The sequence below is a fragment of the Aurantimonas manganoxydans SI85-9A1 genome (assembly GCF_000153465.1).
Taxonomy (GTDB): domain Bacteria; phylum Pseudomonadota; class Alphaproteobacteria; order Rhizobiales; family Rhizobiaceae; genus Aurantimonas; species Aurantimonas manganoxydans.
This window is the reverse complement of sequence record NZ_CH672387.1, coordinates 3,847,520-3,864,282: the sequence shown is the minus strand read 5'-3', so window position 1 is coordinate 3,864,282 and position 16,763 is coordinate 3,847,520. Positions and strand designations below refer to the sequence as shown.

General features: G+C 69.2%; 14 protein-coding genes. 11 read left to right on the top strand and 3 right to left on the bottom strand.

What is annotated here, in order from left to right; translation table 11 throughout:
- Positions 1-191: 191 nt before the first annotated feature.
- From SI859A1_RS18175 to SI859A1_RS18160, 5 genes are all read left to right on the top strand, one after another.
- A complete protein-coding gene (locus SI859A1_RS18175) occupies positions 192-2,063 on the top strand; it encodes a methyl-accepting chemotaxis protein (protein WP_050767588.1) in 1,872 nt (623 codons plus the stop codon).
- 364 nt (positions 2,064-2,427) lie between these two features.
- On the top strand, positions 2,428-3,207 hold the full coding sequence (locus SI859A1_RS18170) for a 3-hydroxybutyrate dehydrogenase (protein WP_009211137.1): 780 nt from the start codon (positions 2,428-2,430) through the stop codon (positions 3,205-3,207).
- Positions 3,208-3,263: 56 nt separating this feature from the next.
- Positions 3,264-3,419: a DUF3096 domain-containing protein gene (locus tag SI859A1_RS21090; protein ID WP_081451439.1), complete on the top strand. Its 156-nt coding sequence runs from the start codon at positions 3,264-3,266 to the stop codon at positions 3,417-3,419.
- 1 nt (position 3,420) lies between these two features.
- A complete protein-coding gene (locus SI859A1_RS18165; RefSeq protein ID WP_009211136.1) occupies positions 3,421-4,707 on the top strand; it encodes an NAD(P)/FAD-dependent oxidoreductase in 1,287 nt (428 codons plus the stop codon).
- A 139-nt stretch (positions 4,708-4,846) separates the two neighbouring features.
- Complete coding sequence (locus tag SI859A1_RS18160; protein WP_040325993.1) at positions 4,847-5,692, top strand: SDR family NAD(P)-dependent oxidoreductase; 846 nt, start codon at positions 4,847-4,849, stop codon at positions 5,690-5,692.
- Positions 5,693-5,702: 10 nt separating this feature from the next.
- Here SI859A1_RS18160 and SI859A1_RS18155 read toward each other — a convergent pair whose 3' ends face one another.
- Positions 5,703-7,187: a cobyric acid synthase gene (locus SI859A1_RS18155; RefSeq protein WP_009211134.1), complete on the bottom strand. Its 1,485-nt coding sequence runs from the start codon at positions 7,185-7,187 to the stop codon at positions 5,703-5,705.
- Positions 7,188-7,501: 314 nt separating this feature from the next.
- Between SI859A1_RS18155 and SI859A1_RS18150 the strand changes: the two genes are divergently transcribed.
- The 6 genes from SI859A1_RS18150 to cobM are packed head-to-tail and all read left to right on the top strand — an operon-like array spanning position 7,502 to position 14,866.
- Positions 7,502-8,686 (top strand): sirohydrochlorin chelatase, encoded by a 1,185-nt coding sequence (locus tag SI859A1_RS18150; protein ID WP_148233892.1) that lies wholly within the window; start codon positions 7,502-7,504, stop codon positions 8,684-8,686.
- 33 nt (positions 8,687-8,719) lie between these two features.
- Entirely contained in the window at positions 8,720-10,282 is a 1,563-nt protein-coding gene (locus SI859A1_RS22390; protein WP_081451438.1) for a precorrin-8X methylmutase, read from the top strand.
- Positions 10,283-10,285: 3 nt separating this feature from the next.
- Positions 10,286-11,509, top strand: a complete 1,224-nt coding sequence (locus SI859A1_RS22185) for a bifunctional cobalt-precorrin-7 (C(5))-methyltransferase/cobalt-precorrin-6B (C(15))-methyltransferase (protein WP_009211131.1) — start codon at positions 10,286-10,288, stop codon at positions 11,507-11,509.
- Positions 11,506-12,249: a precorrin-2 C(20)-methyltransferase gene (gene cobI, locus SI859A1_RS22180; RefSeq protein WP_009211130.1), complete on the top strand. Its 744-nt coding sequence runs from the start codon at positions 11,506-11,508 to the stop codon at positions 12,247-12,249. The genes SI859A1_RS22185 and cobI overlap by 4 nt, the downstream gene beginning before the upstream one ends.
- Entirely contained in the window at positions 12,246-14,090 is a 1,845-nt protein-coding gene (gene cobJ, locus SI859A1_RS18130; RefSeq protein WP_009211129.1) for a precorrin-3B C(17)-methyltransferase, read from the top strand. Before cobI ends, cobJ begins: the two co-directional genes overlap by 4 nt.
- A complete protein-coding gene (gene cobM, locus SI859A1_RS18125; RefSeq protein WP_009211128.1) occupies positions 14,087-14,866 on the top strand; it encodes a precorrin-4 C(11)-methyltransferase in 780 nt (259 codons plus the stop codon). The genes cobJ and cobM overlap by 4 nt, the downstream gene beginning before the upstream one ends.
- Here the strand turns inward: cobM and SI859A1_RS18120 are convergent.
- Positions 14,863-15,615 carry a cobalt-precorrin-6A reductase gene (locus SI859A1_RS18120; protein ID WP_009211127.1) on the bottom strand — a complete coding sequence of 251 codons (753 nt, stop codon included), beginning with the start codon at positions 15,613-15,615 and terminating at the stop codon, positions 14,863-14,865. The genes cobM and SI859A1_RS18120 overlap by 4 nt on opposite strands.
- A complete protein-coding gene (locus tag SI859A1_RS18115) occupies positions 15,599-16,726 on the bottom strand; it encodes a cobalt-precorrin-5B (C(1))-methyltransferase (protein ID WP_009211126.1) in 1,128 nt (375 codons plus the stop codon). Before SI859A1_RS18115 ends, SI859A1_RS18120 begins: the two co-directional genes overlap by 17 nt.
- Positions 16,727-16,763: the final 37 nt, after the last annotated feature.

Genomic DNA, 16,763 nt, shown 5'->3' with positions numbered 1-16,763 from the left:
AGCCGTGGATAGAAATTTCCTGACGGCACAATTGGCCCTTCCGGAAACGGTTGCGCAGTGAAGGCCCCTGTCCGTCACGAAACCCCGCCGATCGCGCGGATACTGGCGTCCGCCCGGCCGCGGCGGCGCATCCCAGCCGAGGTTCGATGCCGATGTTGTCGCGAATGTCTCTTCCAGCAAAAGTCTCTCTCATGGTGGTCGCCTGCCTGGCGATCCTGACCGCCATGTTCGGAGTCGCCGGCGTGGTCCTGCTACAGGAAGAGGGCAGCCAGCGCGCCGTAGAGCGTCAGGAAAGCAACATGCGGGTCGCGTGGGAGGTTCTGCGCAACTATGGCGACGACTTCCGTCTCGAAGGCGATACGCTCTACGCGGGCAACCAGCCGCTGAACGACTTCTTTGCGCCGGTGGACAAGGTCAAGGCGCTGGTCGGCGGCACCGCGACGATCTTCATGGGTGACACCCGCGTCTCCACCAATGTCATGAAGCCCGACGGTGGCCGCGCCGTCGGCACGGTTCTCGCCCGTGGCCCGGTGCATGATGCGCTGTTCATCGAGGGCCGGCCGTTCCGCGGTCAGGCAGATATTCTGGGCACCTCCTTCTTCACCGCCTACGATCCGATCAAGGATGCGTCGGGCAAGACCATCGGCGTCCTCTATGTCGGCGTGCCCGAGGCCGAGTTCCTGACCGCCGTCCAGGCGCTCGAAATCCGGCTCGGTGCCATCTCCGTCATCGGCGCGGTGCTGATCGGCCTGGCAGTCCTGTGGATCTCCAAGCGCATGTTCGCGCCGCTGCAGAAGCTGACCGAAACCGTCGCGGACGTCGCCGACGGCAAGACCGACGTCGAGGTCGTGGGGCTCGATCGCTCCGACGAGATCGGCCGGATGGCCAATTCGGTGGAGCATCTGCGCCATACCGTGATCGAACAGCGCCAACTGAAGGAGCAGGCTGCGATCGCAGCCGCCGATGAGGAAGCCGAGCGCATCCGCCAGGCCGAACTGGGCGAAGGCTACGTCAAGGCGCATGAGTTCTTCATGGCCGAAATGACCGAAGGCTTCGAGCGGCTGGCCAGCGGCGACCTGACCGCCCGCCTCGATCGGGAATTCACGAAGGATTACGAGGGCGTGCGCGGCCTCTTCAACGATGCCATCGCCAAGCTCGAAACGGCCTTCTCCGGCGTCGTGACGTCGATCGCCTCGATCCGCACGGGTCTCGGCGAGATCAACACCGCCTCCAACGATCTCGCCCACCGCACCGAACAGCAGGCGGCGAGCCTGGAAGAGACCGTCGCGGCTTTGGGCGAAGTGACCCAGGCCGTCAACGAGACCGCCGAGGGCGCCGGCAAGGCCCAGCAGGTGGCGTCAGGTGCGCGTGAAAAGGCCCAGAAGGGCGGCGAGGTTGTCGGCAAGGCGGTCGCGGCCATGGGCCAGATCGAGCAGTCCTCGGAGAAGATCAACTCGATCATCTCGGTCATCGACGAGATCGCCTTCCAGACCAATCTCCTGGCGCTGAATGCCGGTGTCGAGGCGGCACGGGCCGGCGAAGCAGGCAAGGGCTTTGCGGTCGTTGCCCAGGAAGTGCGCGGCCTCGCCCAGCGCTCTGCGGAAGCCGCCAAGGAGATCAAGACGCTGATCGCAACCTCCCGCGAACAGGTCGGCACCGGCGTCGAGCTGGTCACGGCCTCGGGCAAGTCGCTGGAGGAGATCGTCACCGAGGTCAGCGCGATGGCCGAGGTCATTTCGACCATTGCTTCGAGCGCTCGCGAACAGGCGACGAGCCTGCGCGAAGTCTCTGGCGCCGCCGACCAGATGGACAAGATCACCCAGCAGAACGCCGCGATGGTGGAAGAGGCGACCGCGGCGAGCCAGACGCTGGCCAACGAGACCGACGAACTCGCCCATGCCATGGCGCAGTTCCGCACCAGTGCCGGCGACCTGAATCGCAGCCCGGCCCGCCCTGCGCAGGCGCCGCGTCGCAGTGCCGCAGTGACCCAGCTTCGCCCGACCGGTGCGGGCGGTGCGGCCCGCGCCCCGCGCGCCCAGGAGGAGAGCTGGGAAGAGTTCTGATCCCGGCTTCCATCACCAGAATGCATCATGCCGGCCTTCGAGCCGGCATGTCTGTTTGTGGGAGGATCATTTTCGTCATCGACGAGATCGCCTCCCAAACCAACCTCCTGGCGCTAACGCGGCGGCGCGGCCGACCAGATGGACAAGGTGACCCAACCGAACGACGCTATGGTGGAAGAGGCAACGGCGGCCAGCTAGACGCCGGCGAGCGAGACCGCAAAACTCGCCATGCCCGATGACCTCCATTCCGCCGTTCAGCCTCGGACATACGCGCCTGAAATCGCGCGTATGTACAGCTCCTCCGGTCTTGTTGCACTGCACGCACCGCCCATCTTAACTGCCACGACAACGGTGGAGAGATCACATGCAGATGCAGGGCAATGTCGCGGTCGTCACGGGCGCCGGATCGGGGATCGGCAGGCAGATCGCGCTGAGTTTCGCCCGCGAGGGCGCGCGTCTGGCGATCTGCGACATCGACATGGCGGCTGCCGGTCGTGTCGTCGGCGAACTGGAAGAGGCCGGCGCCGAGGCGATGGCGGTGGAGATGGACGTCACCAGCGAGGAGGCGGTGAACAGCGGCGTCGACGCGGTGGCGCGTCGCTTCGGCCGGATCGACACCATGGTCTCCAATGCCGGCATCCAGATCGTCCATCCGATCGAGGATTTTCCCTATGCCGATTTCCGCAGGCTGCTGGCCATCCATCTCGACGGCTCGTTCCTGCTGACCAAGGCATGCGTGAAGCACATGTATCCGCAGAAATCCGGCTCGCTGATCTATATGGGCTCGGTGCACAGCCACGAGGCGTCAGCGCTGAAATCCGCCTATGTCGCGGCCAAGCACGGCATTCTCGGCCTGTCCCGGGTGATGGCCAAGGAGGGAGCGAAGCACGGCGTGCGCGCCAACACGATCTGCCCCGGCTTCGTGAAGACGCCGCTCGTCGAGAAGCAGATCCCCGAACAGGCGGCCAGCCTGAACATTTCCGAGAAGGAGGTGGTCGACCGGGTCATGCTGGGCGGCACCGTCGACCAGGAATTCACCACCATGGAGGACGTCGCCGAGATCGCGGTGTTCCTCGCCGGTTTCCGCTCCAATGCGCTGACCGGCCAGTCGATCGTCCCCAGTCACGGCTGGTACATGGCCTGACACGATACCGGTCCTATCTCCCGTCGCGGGGCATCCGCCATGGAAGGGACAGCATCATGGAAATCATCAGCATTCAGCCGATCGTCGCACTGATCGCGGGGGTTCTCATCCTCGTCATCCCGCGGCTTCTGAACATCATCGTGGCGCTGTATCTGATCTTCATCGGTCTGACCGGGCTGTTCCCGGACGCGCTCGCCCGGCTGGCCGGCTGACATGCAGGCGCAACGCAAACGCGTCCTGATCCTCGGCGGCGGCGCCGGCGGGCTGGAACTGGCGGCGGAACTGGCCGCCGAGAAGACTTGCGCCGTGACGCTGGTCGATGTGGTCAGCACCCATCTGTGGAAGCCGCGGCTGCATGAATTCGCCGCCGGCACGGTGAACTCGACGCTTGCCGAGATCAGTTTCTACATGCTGGCCAAGATGCGCGGCTTCCGCTTCGAGCAGGGCCGGGTCGAGGCGATCGACCGGGCGGCGAAGACCGTGCGGCTCGGCGACATGCACGACCAGGACGGCCGGCTCCTGACCCCGGCGCGCAACCTCTCCTACGATGTCTGCGTCGTCGCGCTGGGCGGCGTCACCACCGATTTCGGCACCGAGGGCGTCGCCGAACACGCCATCCGGCTCGACACCAAGACCGATGCCGACGAGTTCCGCGAATTGTTCATCGCGGCGATGATCGCGGCGCGGGCGGGCGCCGACCCGGCGCGGATCGTCATCATCGGCTCCGGCGCGACCGGCACCGAGCTTGCCGCCCATCTGCGCCTGTCCGAACAGGCCTTCTTCGAACCCGAGGACGAGCGCGCGCGCCGCAAGCTGCTCGACTTGACCATCCTGGAAGCGGCGCCCGAGCTGATGCCGGGGGCGAATGGCGAGCTGCGGACCGGTGTCGCCGACCGGCTGAAGGCGCTCGACGTCTCGGTCGAGACCGGCGCCAGGGTCGCGGCGGTCACGGCCAGCGAGGTCCGCTCCGCCGACGGCAAGAGCTGGCCCGCCGACATCGCCGTCTGGGCGGCCGGGCTCGTCGGCCATCCCTGCCTGAAGGGGCTCGCCGACTTCGAGATGGACCGCAAGGGCCGCATTGTCGTCGACGACCGGCTGCGCACCACCGTCGATCCGGCGATCTACGTCCTGGGCGACGCGGCCAGCCATACGCCGGCCGGCGCCCAGATGCCGCTGCCGCCGACCGCGCAATGCGCCAGCCAGCAGGCCGACTATCTCGCCTCGGCGATCCCCAAGGCACTGGCCGGCGAAACGCCCGGCCCCTTCGTCTTCCGCGACAAGGGCAAGCTGGTGTCGCTGGGCCGCGCCGGTTCGGTGGGCCTGATCGGCTTTGCCCGCAAGGATGATTTCTACGTCGCCGGCCAGTTCGCCACCGCCGCCTATCACGCTCTCCAGCGCCAGCATCAATGGGCAGTGCTGGGGCCGCTGCGGGGCACGGTGGCGATCGTCGCCGACGTCATCAGCCCGGCACGCGGGCCCGCCCTGAAGCTGCACGGCTGAAGCTGTCGCCCGTCGCTGCCCTGGCGGCGGGCGGTGCGCCGCCCCTTGCGGATCGACGCGAAATGCCGATGTTAGTCCGTCGCACGCCCCCGGCGTCGGATCATTTCCACAAGCCATGCCCCGTGAGAAGGAACCAACAATGACCCATCCCGTCATTGCGGACGGCAATGTCGCCGTCGTCACCGGTGGCGCGTCCGGCATCGGCCTTGCCGCCGCCAAGCGCTTTGCCGCCGCCGGCATGACCGTCTGTTTGGTCGACCGGATCGAGGAGCGGCTCGCCGCCGCCAAGGAGGCCGTCGCTGCCGAAAGCCCGTCCGGCACGGTTCTGACGTCGAACACCGATGTCGGCGACCGTGCCGCGGTCGAGGCCCTGGCCAAGAACCTCTTCGGCCGCTTCGGCACGATCCACCTTCTGTTCGACAATGCCGGCATCCAGCCGGGCAGCAGCATCTTCGGGCCGCAGGCCAACTGGGACGCGGTGCTGCGGGTCAATCTGCACGGCGCCATCCAGGTTGCCCAGATCTTCGGCGAGCGCATGGTCGCCGGCGGCGAGCCCGGGCTGATCGTCGTCAGCGGTTCCAAGCAGGGCATTACCACGCCGCCGGGAGACCCGGCCTACAACGTCTCCAAGGCCGGGCTGAAGGCCTTTACCGAGGCGTTGCAGCATGATCTGCGCAACCGCCAAGGCGGACGGGTCGAGGCGCGGCTGATGATCCCGGGCTTCGTCTTCACCCCGCTGACGCGGGGCGAACGGGTCGAGAAGCCCGACGGCGCCTGGACGCCGGAACAGACCGCCGATTTCATGCTGGAGAAGCTCGGCACCGATGAATTCTACATCCTCTGCCCGGATGGCGAGGTGACCCGCGAGATGGACGAGAAGCGCATCGCCTGGGCGGCGGGCGACATCGTCGAGAACCGGCCGCCGCTGTCGCGCTGGCACAGCGACTGGGCCGAGAAGTTCAAGGCCTGGGCCGCCGGCCGCTAAGGCGCCGGGTTCAATCGCGGTTGCGGGCGAGGGCGAGTAGGCGGTCGACGGCGATCACCCGCTCCAGCTCGTCCGCGATCGCATCCAGCGCGGCTTCGACACCCGCCCGGTAGCCGGTGTCGGCGGCGTCGAGACCGAAGCGGGCGAGGAAGCTGCGGCGCCAGCCATCGGCGCCGAACAGCCCGTGCAGATAGGTGCCGAAGACCCGGCCGTCGGGCGATGACGCGCCATCCGGCGTCCCGTCGATGAGGCAGACCGGCCGGGCGCAGTCGGGACCGGCGGTGCGGCCGAGATGGATTTCGTAGCCGTCGAGCGGCGCGCCGTCGGGTGCGGTGACCCGCGCCTCGCGCACGGTCTTTTCCGGCTCCATCACCGTCTCGACATCGAGCAGCCCGAGCCCCTCCGCCTGGCGCACCGGCCCCTCGATGCCATGTGGATCGCGCACCGCGCGGCCGAGCATCTGGTAGCCGCCGCACAGGCCCACGACATGGCCGCCGCGCGCGTGATGGGCGGCGAGATCCCGGTCCCAGCCATTCGCCCGGAAGGCGGCCAGATCGCCGATGGTCGATTTCGAGCCCGGAATCAGAACCAGCGCGGCGTGCTCCGGCAGCCGGTCACCGGGCCGCACGAAGACGATGTCGACATCCGGCTCGGCTTTCAGCGGGTCGAGATCGTCGAAATTGGCGATCCGGCCGAGCAGCGGCACGGCGACGGTCAGCTTTCGTTCGGCGCCTGGCGCCGACAACCGTTCCAGCGCCACCGAATCCTCGGCCGGCAGCTTCGCCGCAGCGGCGAGATGCGGCACCACGCCGAGGCTCGGCCAGCCGGTGAAGTCGGTGATGGCGGCGAGCCCGTCGTCGAACAGCGAGACGTCGCCGCGAAACTTGTTGATCAGATAGCCGGCGATCTGCCGCCGGTCGGCCTCGGGCAGGATGGCGTGGGTGCCGACCAGCGAGGCGATGACGCCGCCGCGATCGATATCGCCGACGAGGATCACCGGCACGTCGGCGGCGGTGGCAAAGCCCATATTCGCGATGTCGTTGGCGCGCAGATTGATCTCGGCCGGCGACCCGGCGCCTTCCACGATGACGAGATCCGCACCGGCGGAGAGCCGTGCGAAGCTGTCGAGCACCGTGTCGAGAAAACCGGCCTTCAGCCGCTGATAGTCGCGGCCCTTCGCCTCGCCGGCCACCCGGCCCCGCAGGACGATCTGGCTGCCGGTCTCCGACTGCGGTTTCAGGAGCACCGGATTCATGTCGACCGTCGGCGCCGTGCCGCAGGCCAGCGCCTGCAGCCGTTGCCCGCGGCCGATTTCGCCGAAGCCGCCGGTCTCCGGAATCAGCGCTACGGCGGCGTTGTTCGACATGTTCTGCGGCTTGAACGGCCGCACTTTCAGGCCGCGCCGGGCAAACAGCCGGCAAAGCCCAGCGACCAGCACGGTCTTGCCGACATCCGATCCGGTGCCCTGGAGCATGATGGCGGGAGTCCGGGGCATGCGGCAGATCCTTGGCGGGGCGGGCAGGCGGCAGGAGCGGAAGCGGCGTATCCGCCCCGCAATAGCATTGCTGCGACCGCCGACCCAAGCACCGTTGCCGGGCGCGTCGACCCGGCTCGCGAACACTTCGTTTGACGGCGGGGCGGCTAGCGGTCTAGGCCATGGCTTGAACTGACGGTGCCCGCGTGACGGGCTGAAATCATTCCGGTGCGGCCGACCCAAGCAGGGGGCCAAGACGGAACTGTCGGACCGAACCGCAAACCGGCTCCGGCCGCCGCGGCTCCTCCGGCTTCGAGATGAGAGGAACGGGGGCGATGAAGGCTTTGATGCTGTGCGGCCATGGCAGCCGCGACCAGGGCGCCATGATCGAGTTCGGCGGCCTCGCCGAGAAGCTCCGCACCCGGCTGCCCGACTGGTCGGTCGAGCATGGCTATCTGGAATTTGCCAAGCCGGTCATCCGCGACGGCCTCGACAAGCTGAAGGCATCCGGCGCCGAGACGGTGCTGGCGCTGCCGGGCATGCTGTTTGCCGCCGGCCACGCCAAGAACGACATCCCCTCCGTCCTCAACACCTATGCCGCAGCCAATGGCCTGCGCATCGAATATGGCCGCGAGCTCGGCGTCGACCTGAAGATGATCCGCGCCGCCGGCGAGCGCATCAAGGAATGCCTGCGCGCCGATGGCTGGCAGGACGGCGAGCCGCTGCACGACACCATGCTGGTGGTGGTCGGTCGCGGCGCTTCGGATCCCGACGCCAATTCCAACGTCGCCAAGGTCATGCGGATGCTGTGGGAGGGCCTCGGCTTCGGCTGGGGCGAGACGGTCTATTCGGGCGTCACCTTTCCGCTGGTCGAGCCGGGCCTCGAACATGCCAGCCGCCTCGGCTACAGCCGCATCGTCGTCTTCCCGTATTTCCTGTTCACCGGCGTCCTGGTGCGACGGATCTACGACCAGACCGACATCGTCGCCGCCGCCCATCCCGAGATCCGCTTCCTCAAGGCACCCTATCTCGGCGCCCATGATCTGGTGGTGGAGACCTTCGTCGACCGCCTCGGCGAGATCCTCGAGGGCACCAACAACATGAACTGCCAGATGTGCAAGTACCGCGAGCAGGTGCTGGGCTTCGAGGCGGAAGTGGGCCTGGCGCAGGAGAGCCATCACCATCACGTCGAGGGCGTCGGCTCGTCGGCCGATTGCACGCTCTGCGACACGGTCTGCACCGGCGCCTGCCGGACGGCCGCCGCGGCTGCTTCGGGGGCGGGGCATGCCCACGGCCACGACCACGCGCATGACCATAAAACAGCCGCCGATCACGGGCACGGCCATGGGCATGACCATTCTCACGCCGATTCCCACGGCCACCATCACCACGCGGCGCACGATCGTGCTCACGGGCACGGTCACGGCCATTCGCATGGTCATGGCGGTGCCGACCACCATCACCACCCCTATCCCCATGCCGACCACCCGCTCGGCCCTCGCTCCATGCGCAAGGACTGACGGGGTGCCGCACTCCAGCTTCACGAGGATCGGATGACGCCGCTGTTCGACCGCTACGCGATCGTCGACTGGTCCGCATCGAACACGCCGACCACCGGCAAGGATTCCATCTGGATTGCCTTTGCCGAGCGCGAAGGTGCCGAGACGCGACTTCTGGAAACCACCAACCCGTCGACCCGCTCGGCGGCGATGGCGATGCTGCGGCAGTTCTTCCGGGACTCGCTGGCCGAGAACAAGCGCGTCTTCGCCGGCTTCGACTTCCCCTTCGGCTATCCCGCTGGGGCGGCCGCGGCGATTGCTGGCACACCAGACTGGCGCGCTCTGTGGCATTTCCTTGCCGAGGCGATGCAGGACCGGGACGACAATTTCTCCAACCGCTTCGAGGTCACCGGCCGGCTGAACCGAGAGGCGCTGGCCTTCGCGCCGATGTACTGGGGTCGTCCGATGCACCAGGAAGTGCCGGGCCTGCCGGTCGCGCGGCCGGAGCCCTATCCGACGGCGCTGCCCGAAAAGCGCCTGGCCGAGCAGCGCACCGCCAAGGCCCAGCCGGTCTGGAAGCTCGCCTTCGCCGGCAGCGTCGGCAGCCAGGCGATCACCGGCATTGCCCGGCTCGAGCATCTGCGCCGCGATCCGGAGTTCGCCGAGCACGTGTCGGTCTGGCCTTTCGAGACGCGCTTTGCCGACGATCTCGGCGCGCCGATCGTCCTGGCCGAGATCTATCCGAGTCTCGCCGCGATCGAGAAGGGCGAGAAATCCTGTCTCGACGAGGCGCAGGTGGAAGGGCTGGCGGACATCTTCGCCCGCTTCGACGCCGAGGGCCGCTTCGGCGAGCTTCTGGCCGCGCCGACCGATCTGTCCGAAGCCGAGCGCAGCAACGTCCTGACCGAGGAAGGCTGGATCGCCGGGCTTGGCCACCGGCTGGCCGAAACGGCGGCCGAGGAGCCGGACGCCTATGTCGCGCCGGGCTCGCGGCTCAACTATCTGCGCGATCCCGCCGCGATCTATGCCGAGAGCTTCCGGCAGATTCGTGCCGAGACCGACCTGTCGAACCTGCCGGAAAACGCCCACGATCTGGCCATCCGGCTGATCCATGCTTGCGGCATGCCCGACATCGTCTCCGACCTCGTCCTGTCCGAGGATGCGATCGGGGCCGGACGCGCCGCGCTCGACCGGGGTGCGCCGATCCTCTGCGACGCCGAGATGGTCTCGCACGGCATCATCTCGTCGCGGCTGCCCCAGCAGAACAAGATCGTTTGCCGGCTGAACGATCCGCGGACCCGCCGCATCGCCGAGCGCGAGAGCACGACCCGGTCGGCGGCGCAGGTCGATCTGTGGAACGACGTCATGGACGGCGCCATCGTCGCCATCGGCAACGCCCCGACGGCACTGTTCCGCCTCCTGGAGCGCATCGACGAGGGCGCGGCACGGCCGGCGCTGATCGTCGGCCTGCCGGTCGGCTTTGTCGGCGCGGCCGAATCCAAGGCCGAGCTGGTGCGCGATCCGCGCGGCATTCCCTTCGTGACCCTGACCGGCCGGCGCGGCGGCAGCGCCATGGCGGCCGCGGCGGTCAACGCGCTGGCACAGGGGCTCGAATAGGCCATGACCGACGCGGCCCAGCCCTGGCTGACGGTGGTGGGGATCGGCGATGGCGGGCTCGACTCGCTGTCCTCGGAAGCGCTGGACGCGCTGCGCGCCGCCCGGACGATCTTCGGCGGCGAGCGCCATTTGGCGATGCTCGACGATTTCAGCGCCCAGCAGATCGCCTGGGAGAAGCCCTTCGACGATTCCATGATCGCGCTGCAGGCCTGTGCCGGCTCGCCCACCGTGGTGCTGGCGACCGGTGATCCGATGTGGTTCGGCGTCGGGGCGACGCTGACGCGCCATGTCGATCCGGCCGAAATGCGGGTGCTGCCGTCGCCCTCGGCCTTCCAGCTGACCGCCGCTGCCCTTTGCTGGCCGCTGGCCGATTGCCAGTGCCTGACGGTGCACGGACGCCCGCTCGAGGGGGTCTCGCGGCATCTGGTGCCGGGCGCCCGGCTGCTGATCTATTCGGCGGACGGCAGCTCCCCGCAGGCTCTCGCGCGGCTGCTCACCGGGCGCGGCTACGGGCCGAGCCGGATCGTCGTCTGCGAGCATCTGGGCGGCACCCGCGAGCGCATTCGCGCCACGGTCGCGGCCGATTTCGACCTGACGGGCATCGCCGACCTCAACACCGTTGCGGTGGAATGCGTCGCGGGCCGAGCCGCCGAACCGCGGCCGCTGGTGCCGGGGCTTGCCGACGACGCCTTCGTCAACGACGGCAAGATGACCAAGCGGGTCCTGCGCGGCCTCGCCATTTCGGCATTGCAGCCGCTGCCGGGCCATCTCCTGTGGGATGTCGGCGCCGGCTCGGGCTCGATTTCGGTGGAATGGCTGCGCACGGCGCCCGGCATGGCGGCGATCGCCATCGAGCCGGTCGAGGACCGTCTTGCGATGGTCCGCGAGAACGCGGAGGCCCTCGGCGTGCCCGAGCTTCGCATCGTCGAGGGGGCCGCTCCGGACGCCTACGCCGATCTGCCGGCCCCGGACGCGATCTTCATCGGCGGCGGCCTGACCGACGGCGTGTTCGACGCGGCCTGGGAAGCGCTGAAGCCCGGCGGGCGAATGGTCGCCCATGCGGTCACGCTGGAATCCGAGGCGATCCTTCTCGACCTGCATGCGCGGCTCGGCGGCGAACTCATGCGCATTCAGGTCGACCGGGCCGAGGAGGTCGGGCCGTATCGGGGCTTCCGGCCGGCCATGCCGGTCATCCACTGGCATGTGACCAAGAGCGACCGCCCGTGAGCGCGCCCGGCACCCTCTACGGGTTGGGCGTCGGGCCGGGCGATCCCGAACTCCTGACGCTGAAGGCGCTGCGCATCCTGAAGGCCGCGCCGGTGATCGCCTATCCCGCGCCGGACCACGGCACGAGCTTTGCCCGCGCCATCGTCGAAGGCTATCTGACCGGCGCGCAGGAGGAGATCGCCATCGTCGTGCCGATGCGCACCGAGCGCTTTCCCGCGGCCGCCATCTACGACGAGGCCGCGGCAAGGATCGGCGACCGGCTGGCCGCCGGCCAGGACGTGGCGGTATTCTGCGAGGGCGATCCGTTCTTCTACGGCTCCTTCATGTATCTCTTCGAGCGCCTGTCGGGCCGCTTTCCGGTCGAGATCGTGCCCGGCGTCTCCTCGGTGATGGCCGCCACCGCCGCCTCGCACCGCCCGCTGGCCGCCCGCAACGACATCCTGACGGTGATCCCCGGGCCCCTCGACGACGACGCCCTGCGCCAGCGGATCGAAGCATCCGACGCCTTTGCCATCATGAAGCTCGGGCGGCATTTCGGCCGCGTGAAGGCGCTGCTCGGTGCAATGAACCTGACCGACGCCTGCGCCTATTGCGAGCGCGTGACCCTGCCCGAGGAGCGCATCATGCCGCTGGCCGACGTAACCGGCGACGCCCCCTATTTTTCGATGATCCTCGGCTATCGCGGTGCCGAGCCCGGCATTCGGGACGCGGTCATCCAGCGCCGGGAGACCGCGCAATGACAAACCCGGCCATCATCATCCTGTCCGATGCCGCGCGGCCGCTCGCGGATCGTCTTGCGGCATGTCTCGGCGGCGAGATCCACGGCGCCGCCGGCCGCTGCCTTGATGCGCCGGTTCGCTTCGAGGCCGCCGGTCCGCACCTGCAGGCGCTGTTCCGGGAGGGCCGGCCGACCGTCGCCCTGATGGCGGCGGGCGCGCTGATCCGCATCCTCGCGCCACTGCTGTCGGACAAATCCGCCGAGCCGCCTGTCGTCGCCGTCGCCGAAGACGGCTCGGCCGTCGTGCCGCTGCTCGGCGGTCATCACGGCGCCAATGATCTGGCCCGGGCCATCGCGGCCGAACTCGGCGGCGTCGCGGCCGTCACCACCGCCGGCGACCTGCGTTTCGGCGTCGCGCTCGATGCGCCGCCGGCGGGCTGGCGGCTGGACAACCCGCAGGATGCCAAGCCCGCGATGGCGGCGCTCGTCGCCGGTGCCCATGCCAGGCTGGACGGCGAGGCAGCGTCCGCCGCCGACTGGCTGACCGCCTCGCGGATTCCCTTCGCCGCGGACGGCGCGGTGCGCCTGCGCGCCAGCATGGAAGCAGGGGGACCGAACGCCGGCGAATTGCTCTACCGGCCGCAGAGGCTTGTTCTCGGCATCGGCAGCGAGCGCCATGCGCCGGCCGAGGAAGCGATCGCACTGGCCGAGGTGACCCTCGCCGAAGCCGGCGTCAGCCCCCTGGCGCTCGCCGCCATCGCTTCCATCGACCTGAAGGCGGACGAGCCGGCGGTCCATGCGGTGGCTGCGCATTTCGGCGTGCCGGCGCGGTTCTTCACCGCCGCCGAGCTGGAGGCCGAGGCGCCGCGCCTCGCCACGCCCTCGGATGTCGTCTTTGCCGAGACCGGCTGCCACGGCGTCGCCGAGGGTGCGGCGCTGGCATCCGTCGGGGCCGACGGGCGCCTGCGGCTCGCCAAGCGCAAGAGCCGCCGCGTCACCGCCGCGCTCGCCGAGGCACCTCGGCCGCTGGACGCAGGCCGCATTGGCCGGACACGGGGCAGGTTGTCCGTCGTCGGCATCGGGCCGGGCGGCGCCGAATGGCGTTCGCCGGAGGTCAGCGACATGGTCGCAGCCGCCAGCGATCTCGTCGGCTATTCGCTCTATCTCGACCTGCTCGGTCCGCTAGCCGACGGCAAGACGCGCCACGATTTCGACCTTGGTATGGAAGAGGCGCGGGTGCGCCACGCCATGGAACTGGCCGGCGAGGGCCGCGACGTGGCGCTGGTCTGCTCGGGCGACGCTGGCATCTACGCCATGGCGACTCTGGTCTTCGAACTCCTCGACAAGGACGGCGTGTCCGCGAGTGCCAGGCGCATCGCCATCGCATGCTCGCCGGGCATCTCGGCGCTGCAGGGCGCCGCGGCGCGTGCCGGGGCGCCGCTCGGCCACGATTTTTGCACCATCTCCCTCTCCGACCTGCTGACGCCGTGGGACGACATCCAGCGCCGGGTGCGCGCAGCCGGCGAGGGCGACTTCGTCATCGCCTTCTACAATCCCGTGTCGCGCAAGCGGCGCACCCAGCTCGCCTTCGCCCGGGACGAACTGCTGAAGCATCGCCCCGCCGACACGCCGGTGATCCTCGCCACCAATCTCGGCCGCACCGGCGAACGCCTGCGTGTCGTGCCGCTGAGCGCCCTCGACGTCGACGATGTCGACATGCTGACCGTGGTGATCGTCGGCTCGTCCGACACGCGTAGCGTCACCACCGGCGACGGGCGGGAATGGGTCTACACGCCCCGCGGCTATGCCGGGAAGGCCGGCACCGGCATGGCGGAGAGCCCTCGAAAGGACAACGCGGCATGACCGTCCATTTCATCGGCGCCGGTCCCGGCGCGCCCGACCTGATCACCGTGCGCGGCCTGCGCCTGATCGAATCCTGCCCGGTCTGCCTCTATGCCGGCTCGCTGGTGCCCGAGGCCGTGGTCAAGGCTGCGCCCGAGGATGCGAAGGTCCTCGACACGGCGCCGATGACGCTGGACGAGATCGTCGACGAGATGGCGGCGGCGCATGAACGCGGCCAGGATGTGGCACGGGTGCATTCCGGCGACCCGTCGCTCTACGGCGCCATCGCCGAGCAGATCCGCCGCCTGAAGGCGCTCGATATTCCCTTCGACATCACCCCCGGCGTGCCGGCCTTCGCCGCTGCGGCGGCGATGATGCAGACGGAGCTCACGGTTCCCGAAATCTGCCAGACGGTGATCCTGACGCGCACGGCGATGAAGTCGTCGAAGATGCCGGAGGGCGAGGAACTGTCGACGCTGGGCCGGAGCGGCGCGACGCTGGCGATCCATCTGTCGGTGCGCAACATTCCGCATATCCAGCGCGAGCTTCTGCCGCTGCCGGCCTATGGCGAGGATTGCCCGGCGGTGATCGCCTATCGCGTCGGCTGGCCCGACGAGGCGTTCATCCACGGCACGCTGGGCGACATTCACCGCAAGGCGCGCGAGGCCAAGCTGACCCGCACCGCGCTGATCTTCGTCGGGCGGGCGTTGGGTGCCGAGGACTTCATCGATTCCAAGCTCTACGACGCGGGGCACGTCCATGTGATGCGGCCCAGGCGCAAGCAGGCTGCGGTCTAGGCGGCGATGCCGAGGAGCGCGAGAACCGCGTCGAGCGAGCCGGCCAGCGGCGGCGGCGGGGCCGGGGGCCGCGCGATCATCACCACCGGCAGGCCCAGCCGGCGCGCCGCGGCGACCTTGGCGTATGACGTCGCGCCACCGGAATTGCGGCAGACGAGATGCGTGACGCCGAGCCAGCGCAGCAGCGCGGCTTCGGTCTCAGCGTCCGAGGATGGCCGGCCGAGGACGATCTCGGCCGCAAACGCCAATGGCGGCTCCGGCGGATCGATCATCCGCACGACGGGTGTCAGATCCGGGCGATGGGCGAAGGGCGCGAGATGCTGGCGCCCCAACGCGAGGAACGGCCTTGCGCCGACGGGGAGGGCGTCGCGGGCCGTACCGAGGCAATCGACGTCGATCCAGTTGTCGTCCGCCTGCTTGTCCCACGCCGGGCGGACGAACGCGATCCGTCTGACGCCGGCAAGCGCTGCGGCCCTGGCGGCGTTGCGCGAGATGCCGGCGGCGAAGGGATGGGTCGCATCCACCAGCCAGCTGACGCCCGCCTCCCGCAGGAAGGCCGCCAGCCCCTCGGCGCCGCCGAAGCCGCCGATGCGGATATCGCAGCCCGCAGGCTTGACTGGCTTGGCCGTGCGCCCGGCGAGCGACAACACGATTCGCGCCGCAGGCACGCTTTCGCAGAGCCGGCTTACCAGCGCGTTCGCCTCCGCGGTGCCGCCGAGGATCAGGATCATCTCAGCCGGTGCGGGCAACCACGCCTCCGGCCCGGTCGACCACGATGATGTGCGGCACAACGGGGGCGCCGCGCAGGATGGCGGCGGCGCTGCCCTGCGCCCGCACGGCAATGGCGTCCGCGAGATCGATGTTCTCGGCTGCGCACAGGTCGAGCACGGCCTTGGCCGTGTTGGCACCGAGGATCGTCTCGCGCAGCGCGGCGCCGCGTTCGGGTGCGATCGTCTCGGCCAGGCCGGCGAGGAAGGCGAAATCCACCTGGCTGCGGCCCGAATGCAAATCCATCGCACCCTGGGCCAGCTTGGTCAGCTTGGCGAAGCCGCCGGCGATGGTGACGTGGGGCACCGGATGGGCGCGCAGATATTTGAGCAGCCCGCCGGCGAAATCGCCCATGTCGAGATAGGCGATCTCCGGCAGCTCCGGATGCAGCGCCCGCGCGGCGTTCTCGCTGGCCGAGCCCGTGGCGCCGACGACATGGTCGAGCCCGGCCGCCCGCGCCACGTCGATGCCGCGGTGGATGGAGTGGATCCAGGCCGAGCAGGAGAAGGGGTGGACGATCCCGGTCGTGCCGAGGATCGACAGGCCGCCGAGAATGCCGAGGCGCGGGTTCCAGGTTTCGGTCGCCAGCGCCTCGCCATCGGTGACGGACAGGGTGATCTGGACATCCGCCGAGCGGCCGTATTCGCCGCAGAGCGCCGTAACGACGTCGCGCATCATCTGCCGCGGTACCGGATTGATCGCCGGTTCTCCGACCCCGATGGGCAGGCCCTCGCGGGTCACCGTGCCGACGCCGGGTCCGGCGCGAAAGACGATGCCGGAGCCGGGCGCGCCGAAGCAGATCGTCGCGACGATCTCGGCAAGATGGGTGACGTCGGGATCGTCGCCGGCATCCTTGATGATCGCAGCCATGGCGCGGTCGCCGGTCCGTTCCGCGCGGTTGAGCGCGAAAGCCGGCGTCTCGCCCTTGGGCAGGGTGATCGTCACCGGATCGGGGAAGTCGCCGGTCAGAAGCGCGGTGAGGGCCGCCTTGGTGGCTGCAGTGGCGCAGGCGCCAGTGGTCCAGCCGCGGCGCAGGCTTTCGCCCTTGTCGCGGGACCCGTCCGTGCTGTCGTCGCCGAGATTGAAGCCCATCGGCGCCTTATAGGCGGGGCGGTGGCCGGCGGAAAGC